We start from the raw sequence: 23,500 nt of genomic DNA, 5'->3' as shown, positions 1-23,500 counted from the left end.
CGAGAAAAAGAATTCATAGCGATGCGATGACGCGGTAGTCTATCGCCGTGGAACCTCAAGCGATTTTAGAGATTTTATCGTTGATTGATCTTTACATGTAAGGATTTTTATGAGCAAAGAAACTTACCGATGGCTTGCAAAAGAGCTTCCTTCGTGGGTTAAAGAGGGGCTTGTTAGCGAGGGGAATGCGCAAGCACTTTTGCAGCGTTATGAGGGTGAACAAGCCTCTTCTTCGGGTACGGCATTTAGCCTCTTAGGGTTTGTTCTTGTGGGACTGGGGATCATCTCTATTTTGGCGTATAACTGGGACGAGCTTGGGCATTTGGAGCGCACGCTTTTGGCGGTTTTGCTTTTGGTAGGCGCGCAAGCGTTTGCATTTTGGGTAAGGCGTTACCGTGCAAGCGACGCGGCACTGCGTGAGGGAAGCGGCGTCTTTTGGTTTTTGATGACGGGTGCTTCGCTTGCGATCATCGGACAGACGTATCATTTGGGCGGCTCGATGCTGGATTTTCTAAGTGTCTGGCTGTTGCTCTCTTTGGGAATTGCGTGGGTGCTTCCCTCTTCGGGCGCGGCATTTTTTCAGATGATTTTATGGACGTTTGTGTGGCTTGGAAGCCGAGATGAAATGCGTGAGGTGTTTTCTTCGGAGCACTCCTTTTTAAGCCCGTGGATGCTTGCCTTGCTTGCTCTGAGTTGGTTGGGTTTTTATGCGCTACGGTACCGCAAAGAAAGAAATGCGCATGCGACGCTTCTGCTTGGTTGGGCACTTGCCGTGTGCGTTTTGGCGGTAGGTTCCGTTGAAATGCTTATGGCAACCTATCCCGAGCAAAATGTTCGTATGCTTTGCATGCTTTTTGCCCTTTTCTTTGCTATCTATTATCTTTTGGGGAAGATGTATTTTTTTTGGGGAGAAAAATCATGGCAACGTCCTTTTGAGCGTATGGGTAAACTAGGAGCTTTGGTGCTTGTGTTGGCGCATGTCTCTTTCAATGCCGGCACATGGCTCTTAAGATTTGACTTAGAGCCTACGCGCTACAACAGCCTTTTGGGATTGTTGCTCATGCTGCTTTTTGGCGTACTGTTGATTTTGTTTATTCGCAAAGAGCAGAAGCTTCCCTCGGAAATACTTGTGTGCGCCGTGCCTATCATCGTGTTAGGGTACAACCTGTTACACACGATGCCCTATAGTGCGATGCTCTTTGTGAATGCTTCGGTAATTTTAGGGGCAGGGTGGATGATTTACTGCGGGATTAAAGAGGTGACGCTCGGACTGGTCAATCAAGGGATGATCGTGATCGCCTTGGTGATCTGGATTCATTTTTTCAATGCTAACTTTGATCTGGTTGCCAAAGGCATGGCGTTTATCGTCACTGGCATTCTTTTTTTAAGCCTCAATGCCTTTTTGAAACGCCGTTTTAGGGGTGTGGCATGAAACGAATGCAACGCCTTTTAGGAATTCTTTTTGGTTTCATATGCGCGGTGCAACTGGGCGTGATCGGATGGAGTATTTGGAGTTACGAGCGCATTTTAAAGGAAGGCGAAGTCTACTTTTTTAACGTTTTACCTCTTGATCCTTACGATGCGTTTCGGGGGCGTTACGTGACGCTTCGTTTTGAAAATGCGAACAAAGCACCCGCCGGCGACACGACACCGCAGGAGCATCTTTCCAAAGCCTATGCGATGTTGGAGCACACGCAAGAGGGCGATCGCATCAAAGAGGTGCGTTTTTCCAAACCCGTAAGCGGAAATTTTTTGGAAGTGAACGTGTATTCTGCGATGGCGACGCAAAAAGCCGATGTCTCAAATACGGTCTATTTTTCACTCCCGTTTGATCGTTTCTACCTGCGAGAAGATAGAGCACCCAAAGCCGAGCGCATTTTGAGAATGCGCGACGTAAACGTAAGCGTGAAAGCTTCTTTGCGCGTTTTAAACGGAAAAGCGGTGATTGAAAATCTCTGGATAGAAGGCGTGTCTTTGGTCGAGTGGATGCGTCGGCACGAAGAAGCGCGTTCGCGTTAAACGCCCGAGGCGTCTTGACATGTAAGCCTATTCGTCAAGCGTATCGGTGTCGATGTTTCCTTTTTGAAGCGCTTGTCGTGCTTTTTGTGCGAGCATTTCATAGTGTTTGCGAAATGCGTCGATTTGGTCTTCTTCGAGCTCTTCCAAGTCCAGTAAGGCGTTGTGCGCGCCTTTGGTAACGCGAATCAGCTCGTCAAGTTTCACTTGCATCGCTTCTGTGTCGCGGTTTTGCGTGTTTTGAATCACAAAAACCATAATAAACGTAATGATCGTCGTTGAGGTATTGATGGCGAGTTGCCACGTATCGCTGTAGTGAAAAAAAGGACCGCTCACAAGCCAAACGACGATAAGAAGGATCGAGAGCGCAAACGTCGCGGATTTTCCCGTGAGTTTAGCAATATACTTCGTAAATTGCGAGTACCATGTATGCGAATTCATCGTCCCTCCTTGTCGCGTTCGGGGATTATTTTTGTTCGATTCCTAAAGCTAGGAGCTCGTTGGCGGTATGCGGAATGGGTTTTTTGTTGCCTTCGTTATCCACGTTGACGTAGGTAATAACGGCACTCGTGACATGTAAGCAGCGGCGCGTGCCCTCGATCGAGCGTTCGGAGTTGACTTCGACTTGCGTCGTGATGGACGTCGTACCGACCCTGATGATTTTAGCGTAACAGCTCAAAATATCGCCGACTTTCACCGCTTCTTTAAACTCCAAGGAGTTGACGGCGACCGTGACGACGCGAGAGACGTTGAGATCGCGTGCGGCAAGACTGCCGGCAATGTCGATTTGCGACATAATCCATCCGCCGAAGATATTGCCGGCGGGATTGGTATCTTTGGGCATCGCGACGATTTTAATACGGGGTTCTCCCATGTTGTACATCATTGACCTTTATAAACAAATTCGAGCGTATCATAATACAGAATTGTTTGAAGGCAATTTAAACGAAAAATCAGATCCGACGCCTAAGCTACTTTGTATCTCCAAAGCGGTGTTGTGCAGTTTTAAGATGTAACTCACGAGAGCGAGTCCAAGCCCCATCGAATTGTCCCATGAATGCGAGTTGGAGCGGTAAAATTTGTGGGTAATTTTTTCGATCTCCTCTTCTTTGATGCCGATGCCTTGATCTTTGACATGTAAGACGTCTTCTTCGATGCTTAGGCTGATCGTATCGTCGGAATATTTGAGTGCGTTGTCGATGAGATTGGAGACGACGATCTCCATCATCGTGCGGTCCGCATAGATGCTATAGGTTTCGGGTAAAGCGCAAACAATGTTGCGCGAAGGGTTTTTTTCGCGAAAGCTTTGCGCGACGTCGTTGAGGACTTTTACGATGTCAAACGTACTGTTTTGCGCGGTAAAATCGCCGTTTTCAAATTTGGTCGTTAGTGTTAAACGGTCGATCATCGTGGAGATTTTTTGCGCGTTTTGCGCGATTTTGCCTAAAAAGCGCTCTTTAATTTGCATGTTCGCGTTGGGATCGTCAAGCAGCGTTTGTGCATAGCCGACGATAGAGGCGATGGGGTTTTTAAATTCGTGGCTGATGGCGGAGATGACGTCGCTTCGTTGTTGGGAAATGAGCTTGATTTTGGCGGTGTATTTGCGTTTTTGTTTGGCGCGTTTTTCCAGTTTCGCGGCAAGCTTTTTCAAGTAGTTGGCAATTTCAAAAAATTCCAAACTAAAGTGCGACGAAATCGTAATGCGGTACTCTTTATCGGCGATTTGTTGAAGGTTTTCGACGATTTTATCGATCTCTTGGCGTATTTTTTTACTGAAAAGATACGCGCCGTAAAGTCCCGCAAGAAGCGCACTGCCGAAGATGAGCGTCAGTTTTGTCCATAAGGCGTAAAAGTTGTGCATAATCGTATCGATGTTGATCGCAAGGCGTAAAAAATAGGTTTGATCGTGCATCGAAAAACGGTGAGCGACGTACAAAAGGGTACTACCCAGCGTGTCCGAAAAACGTGAAGAGGTTCCAAAAGGCGTCTTTTCGGATTTGAGTATTTCTTCGCGGTGAAGGTGGTTGTCCATCGTCTCTTTGTCGTGGTCGCTGTCGGCGACGACCGCGCCTTTGGCGTCGATGAGCGTAAAGCGAATCTGCGTCGCCTCTTTAAAACGTTTGGCAAAAGCATTCAGGTCGTCCATCTCGGGGAGTTCGCGCACCAAAATTTGGATGTGCGATTCTAAGCGGCTTTGGTAATGCTCCATATTGTCGTTTTGAATCGCGACGTAACTCACGATGCCGCACAGAAGCAAGGTTGCGATAAACAGGGCGATAAACGAGCGAACGATGTGTTGATGAAGCATTAGCATAAACTGTATCCTACGCCCCAAATCGATTTGATGTACTCTTTTTCTTTGGTGGGGTCAATCTTTTGTTTGAGGCGGTTGATGGCGACGTTGACCGTTTTATCTTGGAAAAAGTCGTCGTTTTTCCAGACGTGTTCGAGTAAAAATTCGCGACTCAAGACCGAACTTTTGTTTTCGATAAGCGTGCGCAAAAGATCAAATTCGAGTTTGGTGAGTTCTACGGCTTTGGCATCGACGTGAAGCGTGTGGGCGTTCAAATCCAAGACCAAATCGCGGTACGACAAAAGAGCGTTGTTTTGCGGAGAAGTCCGCGCTAAAACCGCTTTGATGCGAAGGAGGAGTTCTTTCATATTGTAAGGTTTGGTAACGTAGTCGTCGCCGCCGCGTAAAAATCCTTCTTCGACGTTTGTATCGCTGTTTTTAGCGGTTACGAAAATGACGGCTTGGGTAAAACCTTTTTTGCGTAGGCTCTCGACAAATTCGCTGCCTTCGATTCCCGGAAGGTTGCGATCGACGATTAATAAGTCGATCGGCTCTTCGTTCAGACACTTTTCGACGTTTTTCGTGTTTAAAAATCCGAGCGTTTCGTAGCCTTCTTTTTGCAGATGGTACTCCAAAAGCTCCAGTAAATCCTCTTCGTCTTCAATAATCAAAATGCTTTGTTTCATTGTTCCTCTTAATGTTTACGCGTTTGGCATGATGCGTGCGTACCACGCCAAGCGCGCCCCGATGTTTTTAATACGTTTTCATCTCTCCGCCCACGCGCGCGAAAATCATCAGTTGTACGATGCTCACGCTGCGATCCGCCATACGCTCTAATTTGCGCATCGTACTTAAAATCTGAATAAAATCGGCGGATTGGTCGATCAATTTGGCGATGTCGCTTAAAATATTTTTTTCCAAAATCGAGTAAAGATCGTCGCTTTTGCTCTCTTCGACTTTGACGCGGCGGTAGGTCTCTTCCAAGGCTTCGCGGTCGCTGACGCTCAATGTTCCGATCGAAAGCGTTACCGCATGAATCGCCGTTTTGCAAAGGTGCATAGAGTATTCGTGAAGGGTCGTAAAGGGAATTTCGCTTTGGAGATGAGCGATCATACGTTTGCTGAAGCTGCGAATATTTTCGGCTATCTTAACCAATTCGTTCGTGATTTTTAAAAAAGCAACCATTTTACGTAGATCTTTGGCTTCGGGACCGAAAAGTGCTAACGCGACGACGATTTCGTTATCGATGGCATTGGCCTGCGCTTCGACGTTTTTAAGAAGCGTTCGAGCCGATTCAAAGCGGGAGATATCTAAATTTTCGATACCGCAAAGCGCTTTTTCGCCTGCCATCGTGATTTCGGAGCCGAGATCTAAGAGCATTTGCTTGATTTGAGCAAGTCTCTCTTCGTATTTTTGAAGCATTGATTTTCCTTAGAATAATTTACTTCCATTGTAAAGGTAAAACATTACAATATGGTAACATAAAAATGCCCTCATCGTTACCGTCTTGTAATGAGCCGCTCTTATAATCGACGTTAAAATATCCCTTAAAGGACTGCCATGGTTGACGTCGAAAAAACCTTAAGCCTTAAATATCCTCGCATCGTCTATTATCCCGCCGTGATTCGTAATCTCATCGTTTATTGTTTGAAAAAAGTCTTACATCAAGACGAGATTAACGACTTTTTAATTCACGGTGAGGCGTATCGGGGTTTTGATTTTGTGGAAGCGGTTTTAGAGTACTTCAACTTCGGTTATACGGTTTCCAATAAAGATAAAGCGAATATTCCCTCTTCAGGACGCGTGATTATCGTCGCAAACCATCCTTTAGGCGCGCTCGACGCATTGGCTTTGATCTCGCTCGTCAAAGAGGTTCGCCGAGACGTTAAAGTGCTTGCCAACGACGTTTTGATGCAAATTGAGCCTTTAAACGCGTTATTGATTCCGATCGACAATTTAAGCGGAACGACGGCGAAAGAGTCGATAAAAAAGGTGTACGATGCCTTGGAAAACGACGAAGCCCTCATCGTGTTTCCTTCCGGCGAAGTGTCGCGTGCGCAACCGACGGGGATTAAAGATACAAAGTGGAAAAAAGGGTTTTTGAAATTTGCGCAAAAAACCAATTCGCCGATCTTGCCTGTTTTTATCGACGCCAAAAATTCGCCGCTTTTTTACACCCTTTCGATGGTCAATAAAAAACTCTCCACCTTTTTGCTGGCGCGCGAGATGTTCAAAAAACGCTCCAAGATCATTCACTTCAAAATCGGCGAGATGATTGCCTATAAGACGATCGAGAAGTCGGGGTTTAGCGACCATACGGTGCTCAATTTGCTCAAAAAGCATCTGTATAAAATCAGTAAAGGCAAGAAAGGACTTTTCAGTACCCAAACGGCGATCGCGCATCCTGAAGAGCGTAAAGCCATTCGTGCGGAATTGAAAAAATCGACGCTTCTAGGCGAGACGAACGACGGTAAAAAAATCTTTTTGTACGAATGCGAAGAGGGGTCGATTTTGATGAAAGAGATCGGAAGGCTTAGGGAGTATACGTTTCGCAAAGTCGAAGAAGGGACCGGTTATAAGCGCGACGTAGACGCTTTTGATAAGCACTACAAACATATCGTTTTATGGGACGATGAAGAGCTGGAAGTCGTAGGGGCATACCGTATCGGCGAGGCGGATTTTATTGCTCGGTATTTCGGCGTGGAGGGATTTTATTCGCATACGCTTTTTGAATTTACCGACGCTTTCGAGCCTTACATGCACAATGCGATTGAGCTGGGACGAAGCTTCGTACAGCCGCGTTATTGGGGAACGAGGGCATTGGATTATCTCTGGCAAGGTATCGGTGCGTATTTGTACCAAAATCCGCATGTGCGTTACATGTACGGTCCGGTAAGCCTGAGCGACGTCTATACGAAAATCGCGAAAAATCTGATCGTGACGTTTTATTCACTCTATTTTTCGACTTCCAAAGAGCTTGTGCGTGCACGAAGCGGCTTTTTTATGAGCAAGGCGGAAAAAGAAGAAGCTCTCTCTTTCTTCGGCGGAAAAGATTACAAAGAGGATTTCGCCGTTTTAAAAGAGCAGCTCTCGCATATGGATTTAAGCGTGCCGACCTTGTATAAACAGTACACCGAATTGTGCGAAGAGGGCGGTATTTTATTTTTGGATTTTAACATCGACAAAGACTTTTCCAACTGTGTCGACAGTTTTATCTTAGTCGACATCGCCAAGATCAAAGAGGCAAAAAAAGCGCGGTATATCAAAGGCGAGTCCAAGCCTTGATGGAGGCTTGGATGCTCCATTTTAAGCGGTTTTAAACGTTGAGAGAGCGTTGCTTAAATTGGTGGAGAGTTTGGCGAGGTGTTCTGCTGCGCTGGCGATCTCTTCGACACTTCGGGCATTAATCGAGGTTAGCTTGTGGATCGTCGCCACACGCTCTAGCATGACGTCCGCTTCTTTGCTTCCGTGTTTGGCTTTTTGAGCGGAGCTTTGTGCAACGGCGGACGTTTCGTTCATACTATCGACGGTTTTCAGCATTAAGCGTTGAGTGTTTTCGGCGCGATTGCCGAGTGCTTGAATCTCTTGGGCGTTCTTCTTCATCAGCTCGGAAGTCGTTGCAACCGACTGGGTGATGAGGGCTACAGTGGAGTGGCTTTCCACAAGGCTTTTTTGTGTACGTTCGGCGAGCTTGCGTACTTCATCGGCGACGACGGCAAATCCACGACCGTGCTCTCCAGCGCGCGCGGCTTCGATGGCGGCGTTGAGTGCTAGTAGGTTGGTCTGATCGGCAATATAGGCGATGACTAAAAGCACTTGTTGCACTTGCGTTACTTCTTGATCGAGTTGTTCTAAACGTGCGGAAAGATCGGTTTGATTGAGGACAACGGCTTGAAGGTCGGACGATACGGCAAGCACTTCACTAGAAGCGTTATGCAAATCATCGGCGACATTTTGCATGATCGTTCCCGCGTGATGGGCATTGTTCTCGCTTTCGTGTAAAATGGTTGCAACGTTTTGCGTTGTTTTGACCGCATGGTCGACTTCTTTATCGGTCTCTTCGGTGCGTTTGCCAATTTGAAGCGAAGTCGAAGAGAGTTCTTCGGCGACGGCGGCATTTTCCGTTGCGGTGCGTTTGGCATCGTCAATCGCGGTGCGTAATTGATCGAAAAGTGCATTGATCGTTCGCATGATGTCAGCGATCTCGTCATTGCCGATGCTTTCAATCGGACGGCTTAGATCTTTGGTTCGCCCGATGTACTCGCACTCTTGAGCCGCTTTGGAAAGCGATTTTTTGATCTTCAGGGCGATAAATCTAAAAAGAAACGTCGTAAAACCTAAGATGAGAAGTGCCACCGTAATGCCGATGTGTTGCGCTTTATCAAGCTTGGCATCTTCTTCGTGTTCGATCAGTTTGGAAAGTTCATCGGAATTTTTGGAGATCGCAATAAACGCGGTTCGTCCGATGTTGGTCAGCTCGGTAAATTTCTTTCCCTCAGACGTGGCGAGAAATTCCGGGAGTTGGTTGTCTCTTTGTATTTTTTCAGCATCTCAAAGCGTGGCGTACTGGAAGCTTTAAACTCCTCAACGCCTTTTGCGATGCGTTCTAAAAGTTCGATCTCTTGAGGAGAGCTAAGCATAGTCTTAAGCTCGTCGATGGCTTGAATAAGGTTGGTTTGTGCTTGATAGGAATCGTCCATAAATTTTTGAGCGTAGGATATCTGATACCCTCTGGAATACATCAAAAGCTCCGCCGTATAACGCGGCAATTTGCCGATAGTTTGCACTTTTTCCACGGCGGTTTGCGCGTGAGAGCCGTTGTGTATGAGCAAATAACTGAGTCCCAAAGTTCCTGTAAGAATAATGACCAGTAAAAAAAGTAGTTTGGCTTGAATCGTCTGAAACATAAAATTTCCCTTACAATCAATAGCGCGTTTTAAACGCCTTTTACATTGTAATTTGTCTGTGTGAGATTTGGCGTGAGATAGGAGCAAAACGAGCGTGACATGTCAAAAATCGGCTTGATCGACGCTCGTTAGGAAAAAGCGCTAATGAAGCATAAATCCTCTCATCGAAAGGCTGGCGTTTTGGAAAAAAGGCGTTAATACGCTTAGCGTATCGTCGGCTCTGCGCGAACCTGCCGTATAAAGAAGCGGTACATAGTGATCGACGCTCGGATGGGCGGTTTTAAATGTTTCGCATCGACGTTCTATATCGATCAGACTTTGTATGTCGTTTTGCACAAAAGCATGATCGATATACGCATCGACGTTTTGCGCCCATATCGGCGGCGTTGCATCGATAGTGTAAAAATCGACCGTTCCCAAGTTGTGCGTGACGTTTCCGCTGGCGATGAGCATGACTCCCTCATCGCGCAAAGAGGCGAGTTTTTTACCTAAAGCGACATGTTCGTCGAAACGTAAATGTTTATTGATGCTCAGTTCTATCACGGGAATGCTGGCTTTGGGAAAGAGGTAATAAAGCGGCATCCAAGCCCCGTGATCCAAGCCGCGTTCGACCATAGGGATACCGCCTAAGAGATCGCTAACGTGTTTGGAGAGCGAATTATTGCTCGGGCTCTCGTAGGAGAGTTCGTACAAAGAGGGCGGGAAACCGTAAAAATCGTAGAGTGTTTCGTAGGTAATGCCCGAAGCGATGCTTACGGCCGTTTGATCGGCGTACCAATGCGCCGAAACGACTAAAATCGCTTTAGGAAGCACCAAGCGGGTGCTGAGCGTTTCCAACGCTTGCGTAAAACGGTTGTCCAACACCAAGTTCATCGGCGAGCCGTGGGAGATAAAAAGGCTCGGCATCGTTTGCGTCATCAACGTATCCTTTGTCGAAAAACGTATTATAACGGCAAAAGATTAACAATCGATAAAAAGCAAAGGAAGATCGGAAATTAACCGAATCTTCCCGTGATGTACTCTTCGGTCAGTTTTTCTTGCGGATTGACGAACATATTTTTCGTATGGTCAAGTTCGATGAGCTCGCCCAAATACATAAACGCCGTATAGTCTGAAATTCGCGCGGCTTGCTGAAGGTTGTGCGTAACGATGATGACGGTAAGTTGCTCTTTGAGTTCGATAATAAGCTGTTCGATCGAAATGGTCGAAATCGGATCGAGTGCGGAGGTCGGTTCGTCGAAGAGAAGAACCTGAGGTTCAACCGCAACGGCGCGTGCGATACACAAACGTTGTTGCTGACCGCCCGAAAGCGCGGATGCACCGTCTTTAAGTCGGTCTTTAACTTCGTCCCACAACGCGGCACCTCGAAGGGCTTTTTCGACTTTTTCGGCAATGACTTTTTTATCTTTGAGCCCTTGAAGGCGAAGTCCGTAGGCAACGTTATCGAAAATGCTCATCGGAAACGGGGTCGGTTTTTGGAAAATCATACCGATTTTCATACGAAGCGCGATAAGGTCGGTCTCTTTGGAAAGAAGATTTTTATTGTCCATATGAAAGTGAATTTCGCCTTCGTAGCGGTTTCCCGGATACAAATCGTGCATACGGTTGAACGATCGAAGCAAGGTCGTTTTACCGCATCCGCTAGGACCGATCAGTGCGGTGACTTTTTTCTGCGCGATCGGCATATTGACCGCTTTAAGGTTGGGTTCGTTTTTACCCGCATAGTAAAAGTTAAAGTCTTTGACTTCAAGTTCGAGAGGATCGGTAATGGTCGTGATGGTAGACATCGATTTCCTTTTAGCGTTTTTTACGTTTGATAATAATGCGTCCGATGATGTTCACGGCAAGAATGGTAAATGCCAAAATAGCGGCACTTGCCCAACCGATGGCTTGCCAGTCGTGAAACGGACTCATCGTGTAGTTAAACATGGTCACTGTCAATGAGGCGATGGAATCGTTCATATCGGTCGAGAAAAAGTTGTTGTTAAAGGCGGTGAACAGTAACGGTGCCGTTTCGCCGGCTACTCTGGCAACGCCTAGCAAGATACCGGTCGTAATACCCGTTATAGCCCCTTTGTAGACGATTTGGACGATAACTTTCCATTTGGGAGCACCCAGAGCGTAAGCGGCTTCGCGAAGTTCTCTTGGAACGAGGGCTAACATGTCATCGGTCGTTCGGATAATGACCGGAATCATAATGATCGCAAGCGCGATGCTTCCCGCCCAACCGGAAAATTGACGAAATGGCATGACCAAGATACCGTAGACGAAAACACCGATAATGATGGAAGGTGCTGACATCATAATATCGGAAATATCGCGCGTGAAATTGGCAAAACGAGAATTTGCACCGTATTCGCTTAGGTACGTTCCTGCTAGCAATCCCATCGGTACGCCGATCATCGTCGAGCTTACGGTGAGCATCAAATGTCCCACAAGCGCATGGCGTAAACCGCTCGGTTCAATGCCCGGAGGTGCACCGTCAACGCTAAAAATTTCCCAAGAGATGTGCGACAATCCGTTAAACAGTAAAATACCCAAAATCCAAAAAAGGAAGAAAATGCCTAAAACCGTCGCAAAAGAGGCTAAGGAGAGGGCAATGATATTATTGATTTTGCGTTTTTGATACGAGGATTTATTAACCATTTTTTCTCACTTTACGTAAAAAGACGAATTTGGCTACGGCGATGACGCCGAAGCTCAGTACGAATAAGATCAGTGCCAAGAAAAAGAGGCTCGAATAGTACAAATCGCCGTCGGCTTCGCTAAATTCGTTTGCCAAAATGACCGGAATACTCGTGGCGGGTTCTAAAATGGAAGAAGGCATACGTGTGGCGTTTCCCATAACGAAGGTTACCGCCATCGTTTCACCCAAAGCCCTTCCTAAAGAGAGAATAATCGAGCCGATAATGCCCACTTTGGCAAACGGAATCACGACGTCTTTAATTACGTCCCATTTGGTCGCTCCCAGTGCGTATGCCGATTCTTTGAGAATATCAGGCGTCGTATCCATCGCGTCTCTTGAGACCGCGGCGGTAAAGGGAATAATCATAATTGCTAAGATAACGCTCGCCGTCAACGTTCCGATTCCCGAACTGTGCGTGAGTGCTTGAATGACGGGCACGAAGAAAAAAAGTCCCCACATACCGTAAACGATGGACGGGATCGCCGCTAAAAGCTCGATCATCGTACCGATCAGCGTTTTGATTCCGCCTCGAACGATTTCGGAAAGAAAAATCGCAATACCCAAAGCGATAGGCGTGGCTAACACCATAGCGATAGACGTACTGCTCAGAGTTCCGTAAATGGCGGGAAACGCGCCGAATTGCTCGACGTTGGGTGCCCAGTTGGTATCGAAAATAAATTTAAAACCGAGTTTATCGATTGCCAGTTTGGCATGATCGTAGAGAACGTAAAAAATACTCACTAAAATCACTAAAACCGAGATCGACATCAATCTCGCGAGGTTGCCGAAAATAAAGTCGCCGATATTAAAATGCTTCATAACGAAGTGGTTTCCTTCACAAGGAGATAAGGTGTCGCGGAGCTTAAGCCCCGCGAGTTAAAATTATTTTGCGCCGTTGGTTTTCAAGTAAGCTTCGATGGCTTCTACGGTCGGTTTAGGAAGTGGGATATAGCCCAATTTTTCAGCTTCCTCCGCACCTTTTTCAAACGCGAACGTAAAGAATTTTGAGACTTCTTTGTTTTCAGCCGCTTTTTCTTGAGGTAAAAGAATAAACGTTGCCGCTACGATTGGATACGTATTTTTACCCGGTTGTGAAGCAAGGATTTGATAAAAGCCCTCTTCGCCTTTCCATTTTGCGTTCGCCGCAGCCGCCATAATATTTTCGGTCGTTGCTTTTACCCACGTACCCTCGGCACTTTGAAGCGTTGCCATCGGAAGGTTATTTTTTGCAGCATATGCCGTTTCGATATAACCGATAGAGCCCGGAGTTTGTTTGATCATATTGGTCACGCCTTCGTTACCTTTTCCGCCGATACCTACAGGCCATTGAACGGTTTTACCCAAGCCCACTTTTTCATGCCATGTTTTACCCATTTTATCAAGCCAGTAGGTAAAGTTCCATGTCGTACCGCTTCCATCAGATCGATACGCAATCGTGATTGTTTTATCCGGAAGAGCTACGCCTGCGTTGTCCGCGGCAATTTTAGGATCGTTCCATTTGGTAATCGTGCCTAAGAAAATGGCTTCGACGACGGCATTAGAAAGTTTAACTTCTTTGCCTTCAAGTTCGGGAAGGTTGTATGCTAAACAGATGGCACCGACAACGGCAGGAAATTGAAGGAGTTTGCTCTCGCCCAAGCGTTTAGCTTCAAGCGGTTCATCGGAAGCTCCGAAATCAACCGTACGCGCTTCGATTTGTTTAATACCGCCGCCGGAACCGATAGATTGATAATTGACTTGTACGCCGGTTTGTGCTTGGTAATCGTGCGCCCATTTATAATAGATCGGAGCCGGAAAGCTAGCACCCGCGCCGTTGATTTTATCTGCCGCTACAAGGCTGACTGCCGCTAGAGCTGAAAGAAGTAACATTCTATTCATCTTCATTGAAATTCCCCTTTGCTGAAGTTTGATATAACAAGAGGCATTCTAATAGGAATTGGTTACCGTTTGATTACATGTAAGACCCTTTTTGAAGTGTGACATGTCAAAAAAGAAACGTAATCGCATCGTAATGAAATCCCTTTAATATAGCGTTTGCAATTGCATCGGATCAAAAAAGTTTAAACGTCCAAGCGGCGAGCGTAGGTGTTTGGGCTTTGCCTAAACACCGTGATGAAAAAGATGAAAAACAGTGGGTGCGGCATTTGAAAACTTCTGCCTCGAACGAGGCAAGCTTTAGTGCCCAAGCGGCGAGCGTAGGTGTTTGGGCTTTGCCTAAACGCCGTGATGAAAATAAAAAGAAGGAGCGTTAGGATGAACATGTCAAAACGTGTTATCGTGTGGTTGTTGGGCATTGCCTCTTTAAGCGGCGTTGCCGTTGCGAGAGATCAAATTTATATCGTCGGTTCTTCGACGGTTTATCCGTTTACGACCTACGTCGCCAAGGCATTTGCCGCGAAAAGCAATCCGCTTCCGCGTGTCGAGTCGACCGGAACGGGCGGAGGAATGAAACTGTTTTGTGCCGGCGTAGGCCCCGATACGCCCGATATAACGAATGCTTCACGCCCGATGAAGCAAAGCGAATATGAAACGTGCGTCAAAAACGGCGTGAGTGACATTACCGGTATGAAAGTCGGATTTGACGGCATCGTATTTGCCCATTCACAAAAAAATCCCGACATATCGCTGACGCGCGAACAGATTTTTCTAGCGCTTGCCGAAGAAGTTCCCTCTAAAGACGGCAAAAGCTTGGTCAAAAATCCGTACAAAACATGGAATGAAATCGACCCTTCGCTTCCCAATCGCAAAATCGTCGTTTACGGCCCTCCGACAACTTCTGGAACGCGCGATTCTTTCGAAGAGATGGTCATGGAGCATGCTTCTAAACATTTTGACGCGTACGGCGATCAAAAAGGCAAATACAAAGCCATTCGCCAAGACGACGTGTATGTTCCCGCGGCGGAAAACGATGATTTGGTCGTGCGTAAACTGACAAAAGACCTCGAAGCGTTCGGTATTTTCGGTTATAGCTATCTTGAAGAGAACGCCGATAAAATCCAAGGCGCACACGTCGACGGCAAAGACCCCACTTTTCAAACGATCTCTTCGGGCGAATATCCGATAGCGCGAGGGTTGTATCTTTACATCAAAAACGCCCACCGAAACGACGTTAAAGGCATGGACGCGTTCATTAAAGTGTACACGAACGCAAACATGATAGGTCTCAAAGGAGCACTGCAACGCATCGGCTTGATTCCGATGGACGAGCGCGAATTGAAAAAAGTGCAAGTCGCCGTTTGGGCTCAAACCAAACTGACCGAAGCAATGGTCAAGAAAAATACGATTTTACCCTAAGCTATCTTGCCTTCGATAGGGCACGCTTTTAGAAAGGAAACACGGAATGCAACGAACGATTTTAGGATGCGCTTTTGCGTTGGTAGGCACGGTAGCCCTTACGATTGCGGGCGTCCATGTCATGCAATCGCAAAGCCCCTCTCAAACGCAAAAAGCGACGCTTGAGACGCTTCATTCGATGAGCCCGACGCTTATGAAGTTACGTTTGGACGTGAAAGAGTATATGATCGTCCAAGATAAAAAATACCTGATCGATTTCGATCAAGAAGCCAAACGTCTGTACGCGCTCTTAGACACTTTGGACGCGCAATCGTCTCAGGACAAAAACCGTGCGCAAACGATCGATGCCTTGCGTCGCGATATGCAAGCTTTTGATCGTTTGTTCAAAGCGATCATCGCGCTTGAAGAAGAGAATGCCAAGATCGAAGTGGAGATTTTCGTCAAGTACGATGCCTTATTGGAAGAGCATCCCAACCGTATTTTGTTTCAGGCGTTTACCGATAACGATCCGATGAGCGGCAACAGTGCGGCGCATCTTTTGGACGCGGCGTTGAAGTATAAACTGGCCGTAGCGTCGTATTCGCTCAATAACAGTGAATTTTTCTTGATTCGAACCAAAGAGATGAAAGACATCGTTAAAAAGCATGCCGACAAGATCGAGCTTTTAGTCGACAATAAAGAGAGCGTCAAGCGCATTAAAGCGTTTAAAGAGGTTTTCGAGACCTATACGCAAGGGTTTGATCGTTTGGCAAGCAACATTCAAGCCAAACGTAAAAACGTAAGCGACGCCTTTGACGACGTGGTGCCGCGTATGATGAGCCGTTCGCAGGCTCTTTTGTTTGCATCGGAGAAATAAAGCGGCGTTTAAAACGAATATTTTTGTAAAAGGGCGTTGAGCGTATCGGCAAAAGCGCGTTTTTGCTTTTCACCGATCGCGCTTGGTCCGCCGGTAATTTCACCCGCATCTCTGAGTTCTTGCATGAGATTTCGCATCGCAAGCAGGCTTTTGATATTGTGTTCGTCGTAGAGCGTTCCTCTAGGGTCGAGTACCAAAACTTCTTTGTCGACGAGTCGATTTGCCAAAGGAATATCCGCCGTCACGACCAACTCATGGGGCTTAACATGTTCAAAGATATAGCGGTCGGCTTCATCGGCTCCTTGGGCGACGACGATCCTATGAAGGTGCGACGAGGCGGGCAAAGGGATGGGTTTGTTCGCGACGAAATAGGTCGTAATCTCGCGTTTGGAAACGGCGCGCAGCAAAATGTCTTTCAGTAGGTTAGGAAAAGCGTCGGCATCGACGTAAAGTGCCATACGTCGTCTAACTTCGATGTTTGAGTTGATGGCGTAGTTCCATCAAGAGCCCGTTTTGGCGCATGGCGATGTACTGATGAATTTTGGATTTCATAAACGCGTTGGGTTGAATCGCAAGCACAAGCGTTTCGTTGATGAGGCTAAAAATCGTCGCATCCGCGCTAATCATCGTTAAAAAGCCTTTGTCGCTGGGCAGTTGAAAACGAATCTCAAACGTCTCCTCCAAAAGTCCCTTTTGTAAAATCTTTTCAATATCGCCCAATTTGACGCGAAGCACGATCGCACTTTCCGATAGATTGTCGATCATACCGTCGAAGAGTTTGATTTTCGTGCGTAAAAGTGTCGCGTTAATCGCTTTTTGCGGTTGAATGCGGATGTAGGAGCGATCAAGCGGCGAAGCGTCTAAAAATTCAAGTTGCGTCAAGACGACCAAGGATTTTGCCGGATCGACTTTGATGATTTTGGCTTTGATGACGTTAGGGATTTTGTCGTGTTGTAAAAACGTAAAGTGTTCCAAGCCGTAGTAATGAATTTTGGGCGTCGTAATTTTCAGTTGTGCTACGCCCTCGTCGAAGTGGGCGACGCTGGCTTCTTCTTGAATGGGAATACCGTTGTAAAGATTATGCAACGTGACGCGTTTGTCTTTACGCAAGATAGCGGCTAAGACGTCGTTTTGGGTATGCGTTTCGTAAAAGTCAAACTCCAAGGTGCCGTAAAAAATCTTTTTGCGCGTCGAAAGTTTGGACATAACGTAGTATTTATCGAGCCGATCCATCAGGCTTTTGTACGTATCGCTCGGATCGTAAAGCGTGATGCCGATGCTTTTGAGCTCGACTTTAAAATAGACCTTCAAGGCGTGCTCTACGTGTTTCATGATTTTTTTGGCATGGTGCAGTTTCGTATCGCGCAAGATGACGACGAAGGTGTCGTTTGATTGTTGCAAAATCGTTTGAAACGAGAGTTCCGAATGCATAAACGTGATCACGTCTCGGAAGAAAAAGCCGTCTTCGACATCGACCTCAAAGCCGAATTTTACCAAGCAAAACGGGCTTTCGTGCATTTTGGCGAAGTTGATAGCGGCTTCGAGAATCCCTCGATTGAGATACGTGTTGATCGTTTCGTAACGGCTCGTGTTCATGCGGATCCTTTGCGTGCTAAATCGTACGAAGTGCTTGGTCGAAATCGGCGATAATATCGTCGATATTTTCGAGTCCTACGGTAACGCGAACCAAATCTGGCGTCACGCCGGCTTTGAGTTGTTCTTCGTCGCTGAGTTGACGGTGCGTCATGCTCGCCGGATGCAACACGCCCGTGCGAACGTCGGCGACATGTACGACGATGGCGGCAAGTTTGAGTGCGTTCATCACTTTTTCGCCTTCGTCCCTTCCGCCTTTAACGCCGAACGTTAAAACGCCGCTCGCGCCTTTGAGGTACTTTTGCGCTAATGCGTAATCTTTATGCGAAGGGAGTGCAGGATAGTTGACCCAGCCGACTTTGGGATGCGCTTCTAAAAACGAAGCGAGCTTTAAGGCGTTTTCGCAATGCCTGTCCATTCTGACATGTAAGGTTTCCGTGCCGAGGTTGGTTAAAAAAGCATTCATCGGCGTCAAGTACGAACCGATGTCGCGAATCCACTGAACGCGGGCTTTGACGATGTAGGCGAGATTGCCGAATTTTTCGGTATAGACGATGCCGTGGTAACTTTTGTCGGGTTCGGTAAATTCGGGAAATTTACCGTTACGCCAGTTAAATGTACCGCCGTCTACGATCACGCCTCCGACGCTGATCGCGTGACCGTCGAGGTATTTGGTCGCCGAGTGAATGACGATGTGCGCTCCGAGTTCCAGCGGGCGGCAAAGGTAAGGCGTGGCAAACGTATTATCCACGATTAAAGGGACGTCCATCTCGTGCGCCAAGGCGGAAAATTTTTCAAAATCGAGAACGTCAAGTTTCGGATTGGCGATGGTTTCGCCGAAAATCGCTTTGGTATTGGGTCTGAAAAACGTTTTGAGTTCCTCTTTGGAGAGGCTTGCGTCCACGAGCGTGACGTCGATACCCATTTTTTTCAGCGTGTTGGTAAATAACGAAACGGTTCCGCCGTAAATCGCACCTACGGCGATAAAGTGGTCGCCCGAGGAGCAAATATTGGCGATAGCGATCGTCGAAGCGTTTTGCCCCGAAGAGGTAACCAATGCGCCCACACCGCCTTCGAGGGCGGCGATTTTGTTTTCTAAGGCTTCACATGTAGGATTGGAAATACGCGAATACATATGCCCCGGCGCTTCCAAATCGAAAAGCATCGCAACTTCTTTGACGCTGTCGTATTTGTACGTAGTGCTCTGGTAAATGGGAAGGACGCGCGGCTCGCCGTTTTTCGGCTCCCACCCGCATTGAATGGTTTTGGTTTCAATCGCCCAGTCGTGTGACATTATGTATCCTTTAAAGCGTTCATGAGATTAAATGAGATAAAATTATACTTAAAAAAACACGAGAATGAAGTGATGAAAGCAAAATTTTTAAACGATTGGGCGCGATTGTACGAAATCGTAGCGATGCGCCAAAAAGAGTTGGGCGATTATTTCGGCTTGGTCGAGCACGAAGCGTTTGACGTCGATGTTGCGACGCTGATCGATGCGTTTTTGGAAGAGGTCGAGTTGGCTCAAACGCGCGACAATCGCGTCGCGGCGTTAACAAGACTGATCAATCTCCGAGACGACCAACTCGTTCAGGCGTTGGAAAAAGAGGGCAAAGACGCCGTCTTTATCGCGCAAGCCAAAGAAAAAGCTTATCTTTGGGTGAAAGCGTTTTATATGAAACGCCACGCGTCGTTGATCGAAACCGTCGAACAAGAGGCACTTTTTTCGCCGTTTTACCGACGTGTTTTACAAGGCGTACACGAAATAGGCGTCGCAATGAGCGAATGGCAATCGCAATGGAACGAGCACATCGTCAACACGATCAATCCGCTTTTGGAACTGGAATACGAGCGCGACGGACAAAAAATCGCCGCGATGCTCCACGAAAAGGGGCTCTTCGATCCCGATCCTTGCGGTGAAGAGGGCGATCGTTCGTATTCCGTACTGCAAAAAGTCGAAAACGGTTATATCGCTCAGGCGTACGCAACGGCATTTCCGCGCGAAGTCGCAAGCGTACGCGCGGCAATCGGCTCTTTGGTTGAAGACTTAAACGCTTTGGACGATCTTGTTTGGGGACAAAAAGAGGCGTACGTACGCTATTTTCAAGCCTTGGATCAAGCCTTCGGCGAAGAAGACCGCACGCAATTGATCGCCAAATGGGCGAACGTGGATCGAACATGGATGGATATGACCGCTCCGATTCAAATCGGACACCCTTTAGAATACTATGAAGACCATTACAAAAAAGCGGTTGCCCTCGAGTGGGACGTCAGGCTTTCACGCCCCGAACACCAAAGCGCCGCAACGACGTATGCGCGAATCGAGCAGACGTTTGTGCGTTTGTACGACGCTTTAGGCTCGACGCAAACGCATGTGAGGGAAAATGTCCTCTCCAACTTAAAACGCGTGCAACTCTATATCGGTCGTCCGGCACTTTTTTACGCGGCGGAGTTCAACGGGCTTTTTTCCGCACAAGTCGTTCCTAACGACGAAACGGTAAGCAAGGAGCGCGGCAAAAAGATTTTTGCGTTTGCCGATAACGTTTTGGACGCCCAACGCGCCAAGCCTTTTTTGAAAATCCATCACGAAGTTTTCGGAAAAGCCTTTATCGACGAAGAACGCGACATTCTCTTTCATCGTCCGGATTTGTGGCATCGCATCTACGAAGTCGGTACGATCGGGCATGAATACGGGCATATTTTGTGGATGGACGAGGGAACGGAAACCCGAATGAATCGAAGCGGCGTTTTTAAAAATATCGAAGAGTTCAAAGCGACGACGGGCGGTTTGGTCGCCTTTTTTATGCACGAAGATGCGACGCTCAAAAGAGCGCTTTTAAGCGATACGATCAAACGAAGCGTCGGATTGATCGCGTGGATGAAAACAAGCGAAGTCGAGCCTTATTATTGCGAAGGATTGATCCATTTAAACGGATTGTTCGAAAGCGGCGTTTTACGATTTGACGAAACGTTATGCATCGATCAAAGCGACGCGGTGTATGAAAAACTCAAAAGTTGGTATCTTCAGACCTATACCGATTTGGCAAAACATTACCTTGCCCAAAACGATGCAAAAATCTTTTTAGATCGCTTTGCGTCTCAAAATGCCGAAGGTTTATACATGCCTTGCCGTACGGACGTGAAGCGGTTTGTGGAGTATTATTGGCATTTGCATCAAACGATCGGAAGGCAGATCGACGAGCAGAGTAAACGCTCCGATTGGCTTTGAAAATGTCAAAAAAATGTCTTAATCATTTTTTAATTGGGCATTTTAGTGCTATAATAACACCCTTAATTTCTTTGGGGAGATAGTTGTGCAAACACAAAAAATAAAAAAAGTGCTCATCGCAAATCGCGGCGAGATTGCGCTTAGAATTATTCGGGCATGTCAAGAGTTGGAAATCAAAAGTGTTTGTATTTTCTCTACGATTGACGCGAGGGGCGTTTGGGTACGCAAGGCGGACGAGTGTTATCTGATCGACGGCGATCCGATTCAAGCCTATTTAGACTACGAGCGAATCGTCGCTTTGGCGAAAGAAGTAGGCGCGGATGCCATTCACCCGGGATACGGTTTCTTATCCGAAAATCCTGATTTTGCGCAACACTGTATCGATAACGGCATTACGTTCATCGGTCCAAAACCTGAACACATCGCACTTTTCGGCGATAAAATGGCGTCTAAAGTGGCGATGAAAGCCGTCGGTGTTCCGGTCGTCGAGGGAACGGATACGCCGATTACGGATATTACCGAAGCAACGAAAATCGCTAAAGAGATCGGTTTTCCGGTCATCATCAAAGCGGCATTCGGCGGCGGCGGTCGCGGTATGCGTATCGTCAAAAAAGAAGAAGAGTTTGCTTCGATGTTTGAAGCGGCAACGCAAGAAGCGAAACGCTTTTTCGGTAGAGGCGATGCGTTTATCGAAAAGTATCTTTCCAATCCCCGCCACATCGAAGTCCAAATCGTCGCCGATAAATACGGCAACGTCATTCACTTAGGCGAACGGGATTGTTCGATTCAGCGAAAGCACCAAAAAGTGGTTGAAATCGCTCCGAGCCCAAGACTTAACGAAGAGATTCGCAAAGAGTTACTTCGTACGTCTAAAAAAGCGATGATCAAGCTCGGTTACGAAAGCGTAGGTACGATCGAATACCTTGTGGACGAAGACGACAACTTCTACTTTATCGAGATGAATACGCGCGTTCAAGTCGAACATACGATTACCGAGCAGATTTCGGGCGTGGATATTATCTACCGTATGATTCGTATTGCAGAGGGTCAACGCTTGCCGTTTATGCAAGAGGACATTAAATTTAGAGGTTATGCGATCGAATTTCGTATTAATGCCGAAGATCCTAAAGTCGGTTTCATTCCTTCCTCCGGACGCATTACGCGCCATCTCTCCCCCGGCGGTCCGGGCGTTCGTATGGATTCGATCGGTTATAAAGATTATATCGTTCCGAGCAATTACGACTCGATGATCGGAAAATTGATCGTGACGGGACTTGACTGGGAAGGAACGGTTCGCCGCGCAAAACGTGCGTTGAACGAGTTTATTATTTGGGGTATTCCTACCAACGTTCCGCTTCACCGCCAAATCGTTCGCGACGAAGACTTTAAAGCGGGTATTTTCAATACGACTTACCTTGACCATAAATTACCGACCTTTACGCTAGATGCACTTCACGATATCGAAGAAGACGAAAGCAAAGAAGAGTACATCGCGGCAATCGTCGCAGCATTGAAACAACGCGGTCAATAGGCTCTTTTCGTAAAAATTCTTAACAACGATTCGAGAAGTGCCGCGCTTCTTGAATCGTTCCTAAGGTTCTCATGCAGACCATCGCTTTATCGCATCTGCTTTTTATGATCATTCCTTTAAGCATTGTCGGATATGCCTATTATCGATGGGTCGGGAAAAAAGGCGAGATCGCGCAAGCAACGCTTCGTATGAGCGTTCAATTGATCCTCGTCGGATACGTTTTAACCTCTTTGTTTGAGACGAATACGCTTTGGATGCTCTCTTTACTGCTGATCGTGATGGTAACGACGGCTTCGTTTATCGCGAGACGCAATATTCCCCAAAAAGATTTCAAAACGTTCGGGCTTATTTTGGTTTCCATCGTTTTGGGAGGTTCGTTTAATTTAGCGTGGGTTTTATGGGTTGTCCTTGAATTAAACAATCCGTTTGACGCTAGGTTTGTGATTCCTTTGGCGGGAATGATTTATGCCAATGCAATGAATGCCCTCTCTTTAGCCGCCGAACGCTACGAAAAAGAAAAAGAACATCTTCCTCATGAAAAAGCACGTTCGATCGCGTTTAAAGCGTCGATGATCCCTCAAATTAATCAATTTTTAGCAGTAGGCTTCGTTTCGCTTCCGGGGATGATGACCGGACAAATCCTCTCCGGAGTCGATCCTTTAGTTGCCGTTCGTTATCAAATCGTCGTTATGGGAATGGTTTTATGCAGCGGAGCGATGAGCAATATTATTTATTTGGCGTATTTACCGCGTTTGTACAAATAGCCTTCGTTTTTTGACATTTTTTTCGTCCATTTTGTCACACTCTTTTGCTTGAATTAAGCTAGATAGGACTACAATTTTAAAGAATCCTTTATAATATATTTTAGTATTTTTTCTTATCTATGCTGTCATGACAACGCTATTAAGAATAAATGATGCATCGTTTGTATTTTGCTTTCGCGCTTTGCGTTACGGTGATTTCTGTGTGTGTGACTCCCTCTTTTGCGCTCGAGCCGTTAGTGTATGCTGCGCCGAATCCGCCCTTTAGTTTTCGCGATAAAGGCGAGATTAAGGGCTTAAGCGTCGATCTACTCGAAGCCAGTCTTTCGACGTT

The 23,500-nt window shown here is 46.8% G+C and carries 23 protein-coding genes; 8 read left to right on the top strand and 15 right to left on the bottom strand.

Annotated elements, in window-relative coordinates; genetic code table 11:
* The first annotated feature begins 109 nt into the window (after positions 1-109).
* Both OA34_RS05775 and OA34_RS13590 read left to right on the top strand, forming a co-directional pair.
* The gene (locus OA34_RS05775) at positions 110-1,432 is read left to right on the top strand and encodes a DUF2157 domain-containing protein (RefSeq protein WP_039673368.1); all 1,323 of its coding nucleotides are present in this window, start codon (positions 110-112) and stop codon (positions 1,430-1,432) included.
* The gene (locus OA34_RS13590) at positions 1,429-2,019 is read left to right on the top strand and encodes a GDYXXLXY domain-containing protein (RefSeq protein WP_286682881.1); all 591 of its coding nucleotides are present in this window, start codon (positions 1,429-1,431) and stop codon (positions 2,017-2,019) included. Before OA34_RS05775 ends, OA34_RS13590 begins: the two co-directional genes overlap by 4 nt.
* Before the next feature lie 27 nt (positions 2,020-2,046).
* Here OA34_RS13590 and OA34_RS05765 read toward each other — a convergent pair whose 3' ends face one another.
* The 5 genes from OA34_RS05765 to OA34_RS05745 all read right to left on the bottom strand — a co-directional run bounded on the left by OA34_RS05765 (position 2,047) and on the right by OA34_RS05745 (position 5,731).
* Positions 2,047-2,457: a low affinity iron permease family protein gene (locus OA34_RS05765; RefSeq protein ID WP_039673366.1), complete on the bottom strand. Its 411-nt coding sequence runs from the start codon at positions 2,455-2,457 to the stop codon at positions 2,047-2,049.
* Between the two features lie 25 nt (positions 2,458-2,482).
* Complete coding sequence (locus OA34_RS05760; protein ID WP_039673364.1) at positions 2,483-2,899, bottom strand: acyl-CoA thioesterase; 417 nt, start codon at positions 2,897-2,899, stop codon at positions 2,483-2,485.
* Positions 2,900-2,929: 30 nt separating this feature from the next.
* Positions 2,930-4,324 (bottom strand): sensor histidine kinase, encoded by a 1,395-nt coding sequence (locus OA34_RS05755; protein ID WP_286682880.1) that lies wholly within the window; start codon positions 4,322-4,324, stop codon positions 2,930-2,932.
* Complete coding sequence (locus tag OA34_RS05750) at positions 4,324-4,995, bottom strand: response regulator transcription factor (RefSeq protein WP_039673360.1); 672 nt, start codon at positions 4,993-4,995, stop codon at positions 4,324-4,326. Before OA34_RS05750 ends, OA34_RS05755 begins: the two co-directional genes overlap by 1 nt.
* 67 nt (positions 4,996-5,062) lie before the next feature.
* Positions 5,063-5,731 carry a phosphate signaling complex PhoU family protein gene (locus tag OA34_RS05745; protein ID WP_039673358.1) on the bottom strand — a complete coding sequence of 223 codons (669 nt, stop codon included), beginning with the start codon at positions 5,729-5,731 and terminating at the stop codon, positions 5,063-5,065.
* A 138-nt stretch (positions 5,732-5,869) separates the two neighbouring features.
* On the opposite strand from OA34_RS05745, the gene olsF reads away from it, so the two are divergent.
* Positions 5,870-7,594 carry a bifunctional ornithine lipid synthase OlsF gene (olsF, locus tag OA34_RS05740; RefSeq protein WP_039673356.1) on the top strand — a complete coding sequence of 575 codons (1,725 nt, stop codon included), beginning with the start codon at positions 5,870-5,872 and terminating at the stop codon, positions 7,592-7,594.
* Positions 7,595-7,615: 21 nt separating this feature from the next.
* On the opposite strand, the gene OA34_RS05735 is transcribed toward olsF, so the two are convergent.
* The 7 genes from OA34_RS05735 to pstS form a co-directional block, all read right to left on the bottom strand.
* Entirely contained in the window at positions 7,616-8,665 is a 1,050-nt protein-coding gene (locus OA34_RS05735; protein WP_286682879.1) for a methyl-accepting chemotaxis protein, read from the bottom strand.
* A 116-nt stretch (positions 8,666-8,781) separates the two neighbouring features.
* On the bottom strand, positions 8,782-9,216 hold the full coding sequence (locus OA34_RS05730; RefSeq protein ID WP_039673354.1) for a CHASE3 domain-containing protein: 435 nt from the start codon (positions 9,214-9,216) through the stop codon (positions 8,782-8,784).
* A gap of 141 nt (positions 9,217-9,357) precedes the next feature.
* Positions 9,358-10,134 (bottom strand): dioxygenase family protein, encoded by a 777-nt coding sequence (locus OA34_RS05725; RefSeq protein WP_039673352.1) that lies wholly within the window; start codon positions 10,132-10,134, stop codon positions 9,358-9,360.
* Between the two features lie 77 nt (positions 10,135-10,211).
* Positions 10,212-11,003, bottom strand: a complete 792-nt coding sequence (gene pstB, locus OA34_RS05720; RefSeq protein WP_039673350.1) for a phosphate ABC transporter ATP-binding protein PstB — start codon at positions 11,001-11,003, stop codon at positions 10,212-10,214.
* Positions 11,004-11,013: 10 nt separating this feature from the next.
* Positions 11,014-11,862 (bottom strand): phosphate ABC transporter permease PstA, encoded by an 849-nt coding sequence (gene pstA / locus OA34_RS05715; protein WP_286682878.1) that lies wholly within the window; start codon positions 11,860-11,862, stop codon positions 11,014-11,016.
* The gene (pstC, locus tag OA34_RS05710) at positions 11,855-12,721 is read right to left on the bottom strand and encodes a phosphate ABC transporter permease subunit PstC (protein WP_039673348.1); all 867 of its coding nucleotides are present in this window, start codon (positions 12,719-12,721) and stop codon (positions 11,855-11,857) included. The genes pstA and pstC overlap by 8 nt, the downstream gene beginning before the upstream one ends.
* A gap of 63 nt (positions 12,722-12,784) precedes the next feature.
* Complete coding sequence (pstS, locus tag OA34_RS05705; protein WP_039673985.1) at positions 12,785-13,780, bottom strand: phosphate ABC transporter substrate-binding protein PstS; 996 nt, start codon at positions 13,778-13,780, stop codon at positions 12,785-12,787.
* A gap of 381 nt (positions 13,781-14,161) precedes the next feature.
* On the opposite strand from pstS, the gene OA34_RS05700 reads away from it, so the two are divergent.
* Positions 14,162-15,196, top strand: coding sequence for a substrate-binding domain-containing protein (locus OA34_RS05700; protein ID WP_286682877.1), 1,035 nt, complete (start codon positions 14,162-14,164; stop codon positions 15,194-15,196).
* 46 nt (positions 15,197-15,242) lie between these two features.
* Positions 15,243-16,052, top strand: coding sequence for a hypothetical protein (locus OA34_RS05695; protein WP_039673344.1), 810 nt, complete (start codon positions 15,243-15,245; stop codon positions 16,050-16,052).
* An 8-nt stretch (positions 16,053-16,060) separates the two neighbouring features.
* Here OA34_RS05695 and OA34_RS05690 read toward each other — a convergent pair whose 3' ends face one another.
* From OA34_RS05690 to OA34_RS05680, 3 genes are read right to left on the bottom strand one after another with little or no spacing between them, the layout of a single operon-like run.
* Positions 16,061-16,510, bottom strand: a complete 450-nt coding sequence (locus OA34_RS05690) for a YaiI/YqxD family protein (protein WP_039673343.1) — start codon at positions 16,508-16,510, stop codon at positions 16,061-16,063.
* A gap of 7 nt (positions 16,511-16,517) precedes the next feature.
* Positions 16,518-17,648 carry a nucleotidyl cyclase domain-containing protein gene (locus tag OA34_RS05685; RefSeq protein ID WP_039673341.1) on the bottom strand — a complete coding sequence of 377 codons (1,131 nt, stop codon included), beginning with the start codon at positions 17,646-17,648 and terminating at the stop codon, positions 16,518-16,520.
* Positions 17,649-17,664: 16 nt separating this feature from the next.
* Positions 17,665-18,939, bottom strand: a complete 1,275-nt coding sequence (locus OA34_RS05680; RefSeq protein ID WP_039673339.1) for an O-acetylhomoserine aminocarboxypropyltransferase/cysteine synthase family protein — start codon at positions 18,937-18,939, stop codon at positions 17,665-17,667.
* A gap of 72 nt (positions 18,940-19,011) precedes the next feature.
* On the opposite strand from OA34_RS05680, the gene ciaB reads away from it, so the two are divergent.
* The 3 genes from ciaB (at position 19,012) to OA34_RS05665 (ending at position 23,169) form a co-directional block, all read left to right on the top strand.
* Positions 19,012-20,874 carry an invasion protein CiaB gene (gene ciaB / locus OA34_RS05675; protein ID WP_286682876.1) on the top strand — a complete coding sequence of 621 codons (1,863 nt, stop codon included), beginning with the start codon at positions 19,012-19,014 and terminating at the stop codon, positions 20,872-20,874.
* 85 nt (positions 20,875-20,959) lie between these two features.
* Positions 20,960-22,405 carry an acetyl-CoA carboxylase biotin carboxylase subunit gene (locus OA34_RS05670; RefSeq protein ID WP_039673337.1) on the top strand — a complete coding sequence of 482 codons (1,446 nt, stop codon included), beginning with the start codon at positions 20,960-20,962 and terminating at the stop codon, positions 22,403-22,405.
* 71 nt (positions 22,406-22,476) lie between these two features.
* The gene (locus OA34_RS05665; RefSeq protein WP_039673335.1) at positions 22,477-23,169 is read left to right on the top strand and encodes an ABC transporter permease; all 693 of its coding nucleotides are present in this window, start codon (positions 22,477-22,479) and stop codon (positions 23,167-23,169) included.
* The last annotated feature ends 331 nt before the right edge of the window (positions 23,170-23,500 follow it).

Source organism: Sulfurospirillum sp. MES (genome assembly GCF_000789415.1).
Lineage (GTDB): Bacteria > Campylobacterota > Campylobacteria > Campylobacterales > Sulfurospirillaceae > Sulfurospirillum > Sulfurospirillum cavolei.
The sequence above is the reverse complement of the archived record's forward strand: the minus strand, read 5'-3'. Positions and strand labels throughout refer to the sequence as shown.

Bases quoted from the DNA above. Each gene is read 5' to 3' on its own strand.
- OA34_RS05725 (WP_039673352.1), bottom strand. From the start codon at position 10,134: ATGACGCAAACGATGCCGAGCCTTTTTATCTCCCACGGCTCGCCGATG.
- OA34_RS05760 (WP_039673364.1), bottom strand. From the start codon at position 2,899: ATGTACAACATGGGAGAACCCCGTATTAAAATCGTCGCGATGCCCAAA.
- OA34_RS05690 (WP_039673343.1), bottom strand. From the start codon at position 16,510: ATGGCACTTTACGTCGATGCCGACGCTTTTCCTAACCTACTGAAAGAC.
- OA34_RS13590 (WP_286682881.1), top strand. From the start codon at position 1,429: ATGAAACGAATGCAACGCCTTTTAGGAATTCTTTTTGGTTTCATATGC.
- pstA (WP_286682878.1), bottom strand. From the start codon at position 11,862: ATGGTTAATAAATCCTCGTATCAAAAACGCAAAATCAATAATATCATT.
- OA34_RS05685 (WP_039673341.1), bottom strand. From the start codon at position 17,648: ATGAACACGAGCCGTTACGAAACGATCAACACGTATCTCAATCGAGGG.
- OA34_RS05695 (WP_039673344.1), top strand. From the start codon at position 15,243: ATGCAACGAACGATTTTAGGATGCGCTTTTGCGTTGGTAGGCACGGTA.
- OA34_RS05730 (WP_039673354.1), bottom strand. From the start codon at position 9,216: ATGTTTCAGACGATTCAAGCCAAACTACTTTTTTTACTGGTCATTATT.
- OA34_RS05775 (WP_039673368.1), top strand. From the start codon at position 110: ATGAGCAAAGAAACTTACCGATGGCTTGCAAAAGAGCTTCCTTCGTGG.
- pstC (WP_039673348.1), bottom strand. From the start codon at position 12,721: ATGAAGCATTTTAATATCGGCGACTTTATTTTCGGCAACCTCGCGAGA.
- OA34_RS05755 (WP_286682880.1), bottom strand. From the start codon at position 4,324: ATGCTTCATCAACACATCGTTCGCTCGTTTATCGCCCTGTTTATCGCA.
- ciaB (WP_286682876.1), top strand. From the start codon at position 19,012: ATGAAAGCAAAATTTTTAAACGATTGGGCGCGATTGTACGAAATCGTA.
- pstS (WP_039673985.1), bottom strand. From the start codon at position 13,780: ATGAATAGAATGTTACTTCTTTCAGCTCTAGCGGCAGTCAGCCTTGTA.
- OA34_RS05680 (WP_039673339.1), bottom strand. From the start codon at position 18,939: ATGTCACACGACTGGGCGATTGAAACCAAAACCATTCAATGCGGGTGG.
- pstB (WP_039673350.1), bottom strand. From the start codon at position 11,003: ATGTCTACCATCACGACCATTACCGATCCTCTCGAACTTGAAGTCAAA.
- OA34_RS05745 (WP_039673358.1), bottom strand. From the start codon at position 5,731: ATGCTTCAAAAATACGAAGAGAGACTTGCTCAAATCAAGCAAATGCTC.
- olsF (WP_039673356.1), top strand. From the start codon at position 5,870: ATGGTTGACGTCGAAAAAACCTTAAGCCTTAAATATCCTCGCATCGTC.
- OA34_RS05765 (WP_039673366.1), bottom strand. From the start codon at position 2,457: ATGAATTCGCATACATGGTACTCGCAATTTACGAAGTATATTGCTAAA.
- OA34_RS05750 (WP_039673360.1), bottom strand. From the start codon at position 4,995: ATGAAACAAAGCATTTTGATTATTGAAGACGAAGAGGATTTACTGGAG.
- OA34_RS05665 (WP_039673335.1), top strand. From the start codon at position 22,477: ATGCAGACCATCGCTTTATCGCATCTGCTTTTTATGATCATTCCTTTA.
- OA34_RS05700 (WP_286682877.1), top strand. From the start codon at position 14,162: ATGTCAAAACGTGTTATCGTGTGGTTGTTGGGCATTGCCTCTTTAAGC.